This window comes from Catenibacterium sp. AM22-6LB, from assembly GCF_003435615.1.
In the GTDB taxonomy this organism is placed as follows: Bacteria; Bacillota_I; Bacilli_A; order Erysipelotrichales; family Coprobacillaceae; genus Catenibacterium; species Catenibacterium mitsuoka_A.
Genome location: NZ_QTUM01000061.1, coordinates 1 through 12,939 on the forward strand (window position 1 = coordinate 1; position 12,939 = coordinate 12,939).

10 protein-coding genes and 1 CRISPR repeat array are annotated in these 12,939 nt (G+C 31.4%); all 10 genes read left to right on the forward strand.

The annotated features are described in order from the left end of the window. Window positions 1-421: 421 nt before the first annotated feature. The 10 genes from cas9 (at window position 422) to mscL (ending at window position 12,862) form a co-directional block, all read left to right on the forward strand. Complete coding sequence (gene cas9 / locus DW269_RS10655; protein WP_117459807.1) at window positions 422-3,763, forward strand: type II CRISPR RNA-guided endonuclease Cas9; 3,342 nt, start codon at window positions 422-424, stop codon at window positions 3,761-3,763. 109 nt (window positions 3,764-3,872) lie between these two features. Beyond that, window positions 3,873-4,772, forward strand: coding sequence for a type II CRISPR-associated endonuclease Cas1 (gene cas1 / locus DW269_RS10660; RefSeq protein ID WP_117459809.1), 900 nt, complete (start codon window positions 3,873-3,875; stop codon window positions 4,770-4,772). A 4-nt stretch (window positions 4,773-4,776) separates the two neighbouring features. After that, window positions 4,777-5,085, forward strand: coding sequence for a CRISPR-associated endonuclease Cas2 (gene cas2, locus DW269_RS10665; protein WP_233503290.1), 309 nt, complete (start codon window positions 4,777-4,779; stop codon window positions 5,083-5,085). After that, window positions 5,082-5,963: a hypothetical protein gene (locus DW269_RS10670; protein WP_117459811.1), complete on the forward strand. Its 882-nt coding sequence runs from the start codon at window positions 5,082-5,084 to the stop codon at window positions 5,961-5,963. The genes cas2 and DW269_RS10670 overlap by 4 nt, the downstream gene beginning before the upstream one ends. 35 nt (window positions 5,964-5,998) lie before the next feature. Continuing rightward, a CRISPR array of direct repeats spans window positions 5,999-7,816; the repeat unit is 36 nt; unit sequence GTTTTGCTACCATCTATTATTTTGCTAGAAGATGAC. A gap of 197 nt (window positions 7,817-8,013) precedes the next feature. Continuing rightward, window positions 8,014-8,586: a hypothetical protein gene (locus DW269_RS12560; protein WP_147321697.1), complete on the forward strand. Its 573-nt coding sequence runs from the start codon at window positions 8,014-8,016 to the stop codon at window positions 8,584-8,586. 161 nt (window positions 8,587-8,747) lie between these two features. Beyond that, window positions 8,748-9,401 carry an HAD family phosphatase gene (locus DW269_RS10680; protein WP_117459815.1) on the forward strand — a complete coding sequence of 218 codons (654 nt, stop codon included), beginning with the start codon at window positions 8,748-8,750 and terminating at the stop codon, window positions 9,399-9,401. A gap of 64 nt (window positions 9,402-9,465) precedes the next feature. Next, the gene (locus DW269_RS10685) at window positions 9,466-10,428 is read left to right on the forward strand and encodes an SseB family protein (protein ID WP_117459816.1); all 963 of its coding nucleotides are present in this window, start codon (window positions 9,466-9,468) and stop codon (window positions 10,426-10,428) included. Window positions 10,429-10,441: 13 nt separating this feature from the next. Next, on the forward strand, window positions 10,442-11,407 hold the full coding sequence (locus DW269_RS10690) for an SseB family protein (protein WP_158546359.1): 966 nt from the start codon (window positions 10,442-10,444) through the stop codon (window positions 11,405-11,407). Between the two features lie 4 nt (window positions 11,408-11,411). Beyond that, window positions 11,412-12,401: an SseB family protein gene (locus DW269_RS10695; protein WP_117459820.1), complete on the forward strand. Its 990-nt coding sequence runs from the start codon at window positions 11,412-11,414 to the stop codon at window positions 12,399-12,401. Between the two features lie 20 nt (window positions 12,402-12,421). Continuing rightward, window positions 12,422-12,862 carry a large conductance mechanosensitive channel protein MscL gene (gene mscL, locus DW269_RS10700; protein ID WP_117459822.1) on the forward strand — a complete coding sequence of 147 codons (441 nt, stop codon included), beginning with the start codon at window positions 12,422-12,424 and terminating at the stop codon, window positions 12,860-12,862. Window positions 12,863-12,939: the final 77 nt, after the last annotated feature.

Genomic DNA, 12,939 nt, shown 5'->3' on the forward strand with positions numbered 1-12,939 from the left:
TAGTGCACGTACGGTTTGATAAGGGACTAGCCTAGTGATAGGTTAGTCTACTTTCTTTTTAATAGTTTTTTCTAAAACTGCAAAAAGGTGCATAAAGAGTAAAACTAGTGTATAGTAATGGATGGGTAAGGGAATAGCTCATACCAAAATCCGATTTCCTTACCATGATCACCGTAGGTGATCTTTTTTTGTTTTTTAACAGAAAATAATGAGAAATTCATCAAAAAAAAGAGAAAAAATTTAGTAAGTGCCTCTAAAAAGGCGCTGTCGGAGGGTTACGTGAGAAAATAATGTTTTAATAGGAGTATAATAATAGTAAGAAGTACAAATGTTGTGATTGTAAAATATAATATGTACTGATTGTGGTGGTAGTTTTAATTTGATAGAATTATATTAATGATTACAGAAAGAAGGTAAAAATATGGGACGATTAGTTTTGGGATTAGACATAGGGATAACTAGTGTCGGATATGGTGTAATCGATATTGATAAGTATGAATTTGTAGATTATGGGGTAAGACTGTTTAAAGAAGGTACTGCTGCAGAGAATGAAACACGTCGTACTACAAGAGGGCATAGAAGACTTATATCACGTAAAGCAACTAGACTTAATGATATGAAACATTTATTGAAGTCTTTAGGAATTATTAATGATGATTTCCATTCGTTGGATAATGTATATGAAATACGTGTTAAAGGGTTGAAAGAGAAGTTAACTAATGAAGAACTTGCGACTGCAATATTGCATATTACAAAAAGAAGAGGTAGTACAATTGAGACAGTAGATGATACAGAAGAAGCAAGCAAGGAAACTGGTGAACTAAAAGAAATATTACAGGCTAACTCTAAAAAACTTGCAGATGGTAAATATATCTGTGAACTACAGTTAGAATTGCTTAATAGCGGAGAATCTATTAGAGGGCATCATAATAACTTTAAAACAAAAGACTATATCAAAGAGTTAAATGAAATATTAAGTCATCAGGAATTATCAGAAGAAGCATGTGAAGCAATTGTACAGATTGTATCTAGAAAACGTGCTTATTATGAAGGTCCAGGTAGCCAGAAGTCACCAACACCATATGGTCGTTATATTGAAGCAAATCAGAAAGAACCAATTGATTTGATTGAAAAAATGAGAGGTAAATGTAGTGTTTATCCTGATGAACCACGTGCACCTAAATTAGCTGTGACTAGTGATATCTTTAACTTATTAAATGATTTAAATAATCTTACTTATAATGGCGATAAGAAGATTACAATGGATCAGAAGGATGAGGTATTTAAGATTGTAACTAAGAAAGCAAAGGTTGAACCAAAAGATGTTGCGAAGATTTTAGGAACTGATTTAACTAATATTTCTGGCTTTAGAATCGATAAGAACAAAAAGCCTTTAAAGAGTGAATTTAAAGGATATGCAAAGTTAAAGAAATGTTTTAAAGATTGTGGAGAAACTATTTCCCTTGAAGACTATGAAGTATTAGATCAAATCATAGAAATTCTAACAAATAGAAAAGGTATTGAAGAAAGAAAACAATTATTGAATCTTATTAACTCATCATTAATTACTGATGAAACAGTATATAAACTTGCAAACCTAGACGGTATTGCGAACTATCATAGTTTATCTCTAAAGGCTATGAGAGAACTAAATGAAGAAATGTATGTTTCTAATTACAACCAGATGCAGTTGATTCAGCAGATTCATAAAGGTAAAGATGTATCTGCATTAAAGGGGAAAAAGTCTATTGAAGCAGATGATACAGCTATTCTTTCTCCAGTAACAAAAAGAGCACAAAGAGAAACGTTTAAGGTAATTAATGCATTACGTAGAAAATATGGTGAATTCGATACGATTGTAGTGGAAATGACAAGAGAAAAGAATTCAGCTGATCAGAAAAAGAGCATTAATAACAGACAGAAGTTCTATGAAGAGAAGAATAAAGAAGTAGATACTTTATTAAAGGAAAATGGTTATAATCCTGATAAGATTAATGGTAAGACTAAAATGAAGGTCAGACTTTATTTGGAACAGGATGGAAAGAGTGCGTATACATTAGAACCTCTTATTCTAGGTGAAGTTATTACTAATCCACGTTATACAGAAATAGACCATATTATTCCAATTTCTATTTCATTGGATGATTCTTACAACAACAAAATTCTAGCAACTGCCAACGAAAACAAAGCAAAGGGTAATAGAACACCAATTGACGCCTATAATAAGCATTTGTTTGATAATCCAACACTAGGATTAAGTGGTGATTTACAGACTTATATTTCTGTTGTGCAGTCTTCTAAGAGATTCTCTAGAAGAAAGAAAAATTACTTATTGTACAAAGATGATATTACTAAGATGGATGTTGTGCAGAAGTTTATTGCACGTAACTTGATTGATACAAGTTATGCAAATAGAGTGGTATTAAATACTTTAACAGACTACTTTAAAGCAAATGAAATACCTACTAAAGTATTTACACTAAATGGTAATATTACTCATAAGTTTAGAACACAGATTAACTTACCAAAAGAACGTGAAGAAGACTATTTACACCATGCAGTAGATGGACTTATCATTGCATCAGTTAAGACAATGGGACTTCTTAATGGTTGTCTCGCAAAGTATGAATTAAAAGATTTATATAATCAGGATACAGGAGAAGTAAAGAAGGTACCTGGTAAAGAAGAATTCTTTGATCCTAAATACATTGAATTTATTTCTACACTAAAGAATATCTATGATGAAAGTAATAAATACTATCGTGGTATTATGACTAGAAACCAATTGGCATATGCGCCAATTAAGATATCTCATAAAGTAGATACTAAACCAAATAGACAGGTTGCAGATGAAACAATCTATTCTACAAGAGTAATAAATGGAGAAGAAATCTTAGTTCAGAAATACAAAGATATCTATGATCCAAAGTTTAAGAATCTGGTAGAAGATATTGTGAACGGTAAAGCAGAAGATAAATATATTATGGCTAAGAAGGATCCTGCAACATTTGAGGAGATTACAAGAATTGTATTAGATCATTATGAAACATTCAAAGATGATCCTAAACAGTATACAAAGGATAAGAAAGGTGTTAAGTTGAAGGGAGAAAACCCATTAACTGCCTATAAAGAAGAATTTGGTAAGATCCGCAAGTTTTCTAAGAAGGGTAATGGCTCTGAAATTACTTGTATAAAGTATTATGCTGAAAAGCTAGGTAATCACATTGATATCAGCAAGAATTATAATACTAAACATGGTAAGAAAGTTATCTTAAAACAGATTAGCCCGTATAGAACGGATTTCTATCGTGATACTGATGGTAAGATAAAGATGGTCACTATTAGATATAAAGATGTTTCTTTTAAGGAATTATTAGGATTATACTGTATTGATAGAGATTGGTATCAGTCAGAAAAGGCTAAGAAAAAGATTAGTGATGAAGCCATATTTCTCTGTTCTTTACATCATGATGAATTAGTTGGAATAGTGAAGGAAGAAGGCCAGAAGTATATTTATGATGATTCTACAGAATCCGATGGTAATACTAAGTATCATGATGGTGTTACCCCAGAAGTAGTTAAATTTACTGCGACAAATAGTGATGCTGCAAATAAAATAGAGGTAAAACCTTTATATACAAAGTCTAAGAAACAACTCATGGTTGCAGTTAATCCACTATTAGATGTTCGTAAATATGCTACGGATGTTTTAGGAAATCTGTATGAAGTAAAAGATAATAACTTGAAATTAGAATTCAAATAGGGTACAATAGTAGCAGGTTATAATCTAGCAAAATAATATATGACCTAGCAAAACAAGGGTTTATCCCGGATTCGGCTCCTATAAGGAGCCTTTTCTTTTTATATTGTTTATGGGTTACAAGGTCATATACATATCACAAGCTGAGCATCTGCATCTATATCTTGATAATTTAAAGGTAGAAAAAGAGAATACTGATATTCTTATTCCAATTGCAGATATTCAGATTTTAGTTATTGATAATTATAAAGCTTATTTAACAGTTCCTTTAATGAACAAACTATCTGAAAAGAATGTTTGTACCATTCTTTGTGGTGTTGATCATCTTCCAAAGACATATATATTACCAATGAATGGGAATTACGCAACAAGTGGTAATATAGCTAAACAAATAGAATGGACAGATGAAACAAAAAAGATTTTACATAGAGAAATCGTAAAACATAAAATAATAAACCAATATATCATATTAAGAAAAAATCATAAGAGTGAAGACGTAGTAGGTAAACTAAAAGAATACAGTGAAACTGTATTAAATGGAGATATCACTAATAGAGAAGGTTTAGCTTCTAAGATGTATTTTCGAGAAATGTATGGAGAAAATTTCGTAAGAATGGACGAAGATGTTGTGAATGCTGGATTAAACTACGGATATAGTATATTCCGAGCACTTATTACATCCATTATTGTGGGTAAAGGTTATTTGCCTAATCTTGCTTTTTTCCATAGAGGTAAACAGAATAGCTTTAATCTAAGTGATGACATAATAGAAGTGTTTAGACCAATAGTAGATGATTATGTTTATAATAATCTGTTAGATGAGATATTGTTTAAAACAGCACATAAGAAAGAATTGATAGACCTCACAAACAAGAAAATAAATATAGATAATAGAAAACAGACAATAGGAAATGCGATTAATCTGTATCTTGATTCAGTTTTTAGATTTATTGATGATCAATCAAATGAAATTCTATTTCCGTTTCCAATTGCATATGACAATGAAATATGAGTTTATGCGTTTAATACTATTTTTTGATCTTCCAGTGATGACACCTAAACAAAGACATACATATAATGTGTTCAGAAGGTATTTGATAAAGAATGGATATATGATGATGCAGTTTTCTGTCTATTGTAAGATATTCGCAAATAGAGAAGCTGCAGTCAAACATATAAATATCCTCAGAAAGAATGTCCCTAAAGAGGGACAAATAAGAATACTTGTAGTGACAGAAAAACAGTATGCAAAAATAGAAATTATTGTAGGTGGCAAATCATTACAGGAAGAAACTGTAAATGTAGAAAGTTTTATAGAACTATGAAACAATTGTTGATTAGTAACGGAAATATTAATAGAACTATTATTATTGATCATACAAAGTATGTATTAGGGTCTAATGCAGTGAATAAGTTCTATATAAAACAAGCTGTAAGACAATATTTTAATAAAACAATAAGTGGATACAGAGAAGAGATTGGTAGTGAATGTTATTTTAAGATTGATGATAATCCAGTAGATAAGAAAAACACGTTCTTTTATGAAGTGACTGAAAACTATTCTATTAATGAGGATGCAAAACTCAGTACGAAGTCTCTTATGCTTAAATATCTAGAGACTTTATATTCTAGTATCGATTATATGGATACATTAAACACATTCAATATACTTGTTGAATCACTATCAGATGAAGTAAGTGAAAATGCATTTGTACAAAGTGAGTTTTCTACATACTCTCCTAAGCTACTTACTAAGTTGGTAACAGCACACTATTATGAAGATGAATCTTATAAGGATGAATATGATTTATCATATGAGGATTTGGTGATATTACAGCTCAATATGATTAATTATATTGCGGTGAATTCTAAGAAATACGCTTATATTATTCTATTTATTGATATTCCTCTTCTTACCGATGAAATAAGAAGTAAAATAGATGAAATATCTAATGATAGGGTATATTGCATAGTATTTTCTAAGACAATTAGAGATGTAGAAATAGAAAATATATGTGTTGAAGAGGATTATTTCTTAGATTTTGCGAATGAAGAAATGGTTTATTATATTTTGAATGAGAAATCAACCAACTTATATACATTGGAGGACATAAAAAATATGATTAATGAATATTTAAAGGATTTAAATAGTAGGGAACATATAAGCTTGATCAATAACTTGATGTCATATTATAAAAAGTAGTTAAAATCTCAATTATGTGATAAAATCAGTTTGAGGTTTTGCTACCATCTATTATTTTGCTAGAAGATGACCGCATTTTGTTTCTTTTTGAAACTATTTTCCGTTTTGCTACCATCTATTATTTTGCTAGAAGATGACGATAATAATCTGTAACTGTTGTATGTAGTGTTTTGCTACCATCTATTATTTTGCTAGAAGATGACCCTTTTGTTGAAAATGGGCAAAGATAAAGCGTTTTGCTACCATCTATTATTTTGCTAGAAGATGACAAAAGATAATTCAAAGTTATAAAGAAGATCGTTTTGCTACCATCTATTATTTTGCTAGAAGATGACTTGTTGATGCAGTGACAAGAGAATACACATGTTTTGCTACCATCTATTATTTTGCTAGAAGATGACTGTTGAATAGTGGGATTGATTGATAAGTTAGTTTTGCTACCATCTATTATTTTGCTAGAAGATGACATCACCACAACCCATTGAAGTAGAACCTGTGTTTTGCTACCATCTATTATTTTGCTAGAAGATGACAAAGATATGAGTTTACCAAAAACACTATTGGTTTTGCTACCATCTATTATTTTGCTAGAAGATGACCTGATGAAGCAACTAAAACCGTAACGGATTGTTTTGCTACCATCTATTATTTTGCTAGAAGATGACATATGCAGGTACATCTACAACTGCACAATCGTTTTGCTACCATCTATTATTTTGCTAGAAGATGACTGCTGGTGAATTAGTCCTTCTCAATACATGTTTTGCTACCATCTATTATTTTGCTAGAAGATGACTTGAATGTGATTAAATAAAAAAAAGAGTGGTTTTGCTACCATCTATTATTTTGCTAGAAGATGACTAAATACTGACTATTCCATTCCATATTCCTGTTTTGCTACCATCTATTATTTTGCTAGAAGATGACCAGTACTATACTGTCTATTTAATTCTGCTTGTTTTGCTACCATCTATTATTTTGCTAGAAGATGACTATAAGCAATCAATGGCATACAACTATCTAGTTTTGCTACCATCTATTATTTTGCTAGAAGATGACGGGTTAGTGGAAATAGATTTGGAAAAGTCTGTTTTGCTACCATCTATTATTTTGCTAGAAGATGACCCTGTATGAAAGTTTTAAGCGAAGCGATTGGTTTTGCTACCATCTATTATTTTGCTAGAAGATGACATCGTCACTAAAGTGCCATGCGTTCGATACGTTTTGCTACCATCTATTATTTTGCTAGAAGATGACATTGTCTCTATAACAATAACGGAGAACTACGTTTTGCTACCATCTATTATTTTGCTAGAAGATGACCTTCTTCTTCTTTTAATTGCACTGCTACCAGTTTTGCTACCATCTATTATTTTGCTAGAAGATGACTAGTTCTGCTTGTATTCTGTATCATTGAATGTTTTGCTACCATCTATTATTTTGCTAGAAGATGACAGTGTGTATCATATCTCTATGATATGAACCGTTTTGCTACCATCTATTATTTTGCTAGAAGATGACGGTCTCTAGCGAGTCGCCCTACTAAACTTGTTTTGCTACCATCTATTATTTTGCTAGAAGATGACTAAAAAAGACATACATGAATATATATGCCCGTTTTGCTACCATCTATTATTTTGCAAGAAGATGACCTGGTGCAGCATGGGTGCCTTACACCGGTGGTTTTGCAGCTACCATCTATTATTTTGCTAGAAGATGACTCTTGATTCCTAAGGCTTCACTGTCTATAAGTTTTGCTACCATCTATTATTTTGCTAGATTAAGACTATTTGCATGCAGTTCAAAATAACACAACTAATTTGCTACCATATATTTATTTGCTAGATATAACATATGTATTATCGCAAATGATGTTATTCAGTATTTTAACTGATCAAATGATAGTCTAACCAAACACTTAAAAGACCAATTTTAAACGATTGGTCTTTTAAACTTAATCTGTATCCTTACTCCATATCTATCCACTTTTTGATTTCTTGAAATACATAAATCAATCAGTATAATAATTATTGGAAAGGGGTAAACAACTATGAAACTATCAGACTTTCATTCATTTAAACGCAAACTTAACGAACTTTATATTAATGTAAAAGACAGTAGTATGTACAAACAACTCTTCAACAACATCAATGCTTTAGACTGCTTCAATACCTACTGCTTAGGAATAAGTTATCAAATCGTTTCTCACAGTACCCTCTCTAGGGATCATCAAATAGAATTATTAGATGAATTTTACGAAGAAGCACATATACCCTTTGACCCGGAAGAAGTATATACTATGATGGAAAACGGGTCCTATACTATAGAGGAGAATCCTGTATGGTATGGTATAGATGCTATGACATCTAATCGTTCTGGTTCTGTTAATTTCTGCTTATACTACTCTTTAATGACAGGTATGATAGAAGAACAATCAGGCATTAATTACTACAATGATCTTACTAAGCTATTAAGTAGTTTCTTACATTCCTTCGGATATCATACAGATGTATATGTAGATGAGTACATCGCAGAAACAGAACACTACACAACTACAATGGCTGCCAAATTCGTTGAGAACTTCCAGGCAGAATATATGCAGGCATCAAAAAAAGTAAATTAAACGCAAAAAAAAAGACTCGAATGGGGGAATATTCAAGTCTTTTTTCTGCTTTTCTTTTCATTTATAAGTATAGCACAAACTGTAATCGCTATCAATAATTATTTTACATATACCCAATCTCACTATATAATGATACAGTATTGATATGGAGGATTAATCATATGTTGGAAAATAAAAAAAATGTATTATTTGATATGGACGGATTACTCATTGATAGTGAAGCTTTAGGAATCAAGATGTGGGAAAAAGTATTCGCTAAACACAATGAACCATTTAACCCAGAAGCTGCCTATAAAACAATAGGTTCAAACGGTCTAGCAGCACAAGAAATGTTAGAGAAGATTACGGGAAATAGATACTATTTTACTCGCTTTAGAGATGATAAAATTAAAGAAACAAGAAAATATTTAGAAACAAACCCTATGCCTGTTAAAAAAGGTGCACATGAACTACTAACTTATCTAAAAGATAATGGTTATACATTAGTTCTTACTAGTTCTACATTTGAACCAGATGTACTATTTTCTCTCAAGTCTGCTGGTTTAGACAAGTACTTTGATAAGTTTGTATGTGGTGATCATGTCACTCGTGCTAAACCAAACCCTGAAATTTTCAATAAAGCAATAGAATTATATAATCTTAAAAAAGAAGAAACATTTATTTTAGAAGATTCTAGAAATGGTATTATTGCAGCAGATGCTGCAGGTATAGATGTTATTGGAATACCTGATCTAGTAGATATTAGTGATATGACACAGTCTCACTTATTATGTATCAAAGAAAATCTTCTAAAAGTGCTAGAATTATTAAAATAATTGTAAGAATACAAACCTCTTATCACCTCTAACATGATACAATAGAGAAGAAAGGAGGTTTTTTATGGATTACAATGGTTTAAGTATTGTATCACCACAATATTATCCTGATGATGAAGAATGGAACAATCTCTTTAACCTTTGGTTTCATGGCTATGATCTTCATACAGATATCACAGAACATTTTCATTATTTAATATCTCATTCAGACTATCTTGTAATGGTTCAAAGACCACTGAATTATGATACTCAAGATTATGAAATCATTTCTGTGTCTGGTGAAGATCAACAATCCTATTTACCTGCTTTCACAAGTATAAAGGAGATTACAGACTATATAGACCTTCCTGAACCACAAGTAGGTTATCAGGTAGAAGTAATGGTAGCTTCTTATAAACGTCTCTTAGAAGAGATATATACACGTACAGAAGGTCTGAATGGTTTAGTGATTAATCCTTTCTCACAAAAGCTCATAGCTGATGAGAAACTATTAAATAGTATAGGACATAATACAACAACAGGTATTAATCATCAAGAAGATTTACCAAGTCTTGTACCAGCTAATTTAAAGTTTAGAAAGAATATGAAGATCTATCATTCTAATGGTAAAGATCCTCATATAAAAGAGTTATTAAAAGAAAGTGTAGAAGACCTTATGGAGGATGGGGTCTTTGCCTGTTCAGTACTTGTAAATAAGAAAGACTTATATACAAATAAGACAGGAGAACTTGCTTTGCACACAGGTGCTGATATTTATATCAAACCACTTATGTGTTCTCATGCTGATCCTAATAAACTCTATATTAGTTTATTTACAGGATTAAATGATATTAAAAGAGTGAATCTTGATCATAATGAACCAGATATGGAAATGATTATTACATGTCAATCATTTGAGTTTTACAAGGATATACTCTTTTCTAGTAATGCATTCTGTGGTATTCTCATTAATCCTTTTACAGATCATCTAGGCTTTTCTAAAGACATGCTAGATGAAATGTTTTATAATAAAGAAACTATCAACTAAGGAGGAAAAGAAGTTGAATTACAAACATTTAAAAGATGCTCAAGCATTCACTACATCAAGATGGACTGAATCCCTTGATGCATGGAAAAAAGCTCAGGATGACAAAGAAGTAGCCTACAAAGCATTCCTTAAGAATCTAACAGAATCACATTATTATGGTTATATGAACTTACCAGAAAATGGTGAAAATATTGAATATGATCATTCATTCTTTACTATTTCACTACAGGATGGAAGTAAGAACTTTATTTCTGTTTATACTTCAATGAAAGAACTAGAAAGTAGTATTGCGAAACCTGAAACATCTATGGAAGGAAGAAAAGTAGAAGCAGTAGAAGTCAACTATGCTTTCCTAGCAAAAGAATTAACACTTGCGGATGTTGAACAGATTGATGGTATTGTGATTAACCCATTTAGTGATGACTATATTCTTACAAGAGAAGAATTAGTACAGATTTCTAAACGTTTATGTATTGGTTTAAACAATACAGAAGATTTAGGAAACATCACTCCTGCAAACATCTTTATTAAAGAAGTATGGAAGATCTTCGAAAATTCTAAAGATGATGATAAGAGAGCAGAAATCTTTAGTCATATGATGGAAGCATTTGAGGATGCTTTATTCGCATTACCTATTATAGTGAGAAAAGAAGATTTAGAAGAAGAAGATGGTAATACATATATTATTAGAACAGATGCAGATCTTGCAATCAGAATGTTAACAAGTGAAGCTAATGGTGATCAAGCAAACATTGTCCCAATCTTTACATCACAGGAAGATATTGAAACATTAGATGGCTGGAATGCTGAAGATGAAGAAAGAAAAGCATTACTAATGACTGCTGATCTTGAGACTCATCTAGGAGGACTTAATAATGGTGAAAACTTTGATGCACTCGTTATTAATCCATTCACAGATAATATTGTACTTACAAAAGAAATCCTAGCTGCAATGGGATTAGTAGAAGGGGAGGAGTAAAAGAATGAGTAAACCATTATTAAACACAACACTAGTAGAAACAACTGCTGATAAAGATTGGAAAGAAAGCTGTGGTAAATATGGAGAAGCTTCTTTTACTGCCACTAAACTAGAAGATGATTTAATGCATACATTAAAGGCTTCTACATTCTTAACATATATTTCTGTAGACGATGATGATGAAGATGAAGATTTATACTTCTTACAGACAGTATGTGATGATGATGGAGATGAATGGTATGCTATTTATACTAGTGTAGAAAATGCACAGAACTCTTCTATTCTAGAAGATGCTGATTTCCCAGATCGCCATAATGTATTAGTAGAAGCAGACTATGAATTCTTATTAAATGAATTATTTAATACAGGTGATGATGAAGTCTATGGTATGGTCATTGATCCAGAAACAGAAGCATTTACTCTAACTAGAGATACATTAAGCCATATGGGTATTGAAGAAAATGAAGGTGTAGACCATCATGAAACAATTGGTCATAGAGTACCAGGTAATATGGAATTCTCTTGGTTATATGATGAATATATGGAAGCACAAGGTGAAGAAGAAAAAGAAAAATTCGGATTACTTATGGATGATATTGTATCACGTTCATGTCTTGCATTAATGGCTATTGTAAATGAATCTGATTTAATGACTTTACCAGATGGTACATATGAACTTAAAAAAGAATCGTCTATGATTATTCCTTCATTATCTGCAGAAGATGAAGAAGGTAACGAAATGAGTTATTTACCACTCTTTACATCTAATGAACAGATTGATAAATGGGGCATCAAAGACAATGTTAAATTACAGGAAGGTCAGGTATTAATCAGCGACTGTCGTCCATTTGATGAGCACATTGCCACATTCTTAGGCACTGGTGACTATGATGCTTTATTAATCAATCCATTTGATCAGGCATTTATTATCAGCAAGGATTTCATCAACACCATAAGTGGAAATACAGAAGAAGACGAAATACCTGCTGCATAAACTAAATATAGGGGTACAACATGAAAAAACTTTGGAAGGAATTCAAAGAATTCGCATTCAAAGGCAATGTCATTGATATGGCTGTCGGTGTTATTTTAGGTACTGCCATCACTGCTGTTGTTACATCTCTTGTACAGGACATTATCATGCCTGTATTATCTGCAATCATCAAGATTCCATCTGATATTACAGAACTTACACTTAAAGTGAATAATATTAATATCAAGTATGGATCATTCCTTTCTAACCTCATTAACTTCTTATTAATGGCTTTCTGTATCTTTATCTGCATTAAAGCGATTAATAAGGTCATAAGTTTCCGTAAGAAGGAAGAAGAAGCAGTCCCTGCACCAAAACCAGAAGACATTGCATTATTAGAAGAAATCAGAGATCTTCTAAAAGAAAAAAATAAGCACATAAGTGCTTATAATGTAGGATCTTCTAGATCATCATTAAGATAAGTCGTTCTCTTAGACTTATCTTTCGTATTATAGAACTAGAAGTTATTCAAGTAATAATTCTAGTTTTTTATTTTATC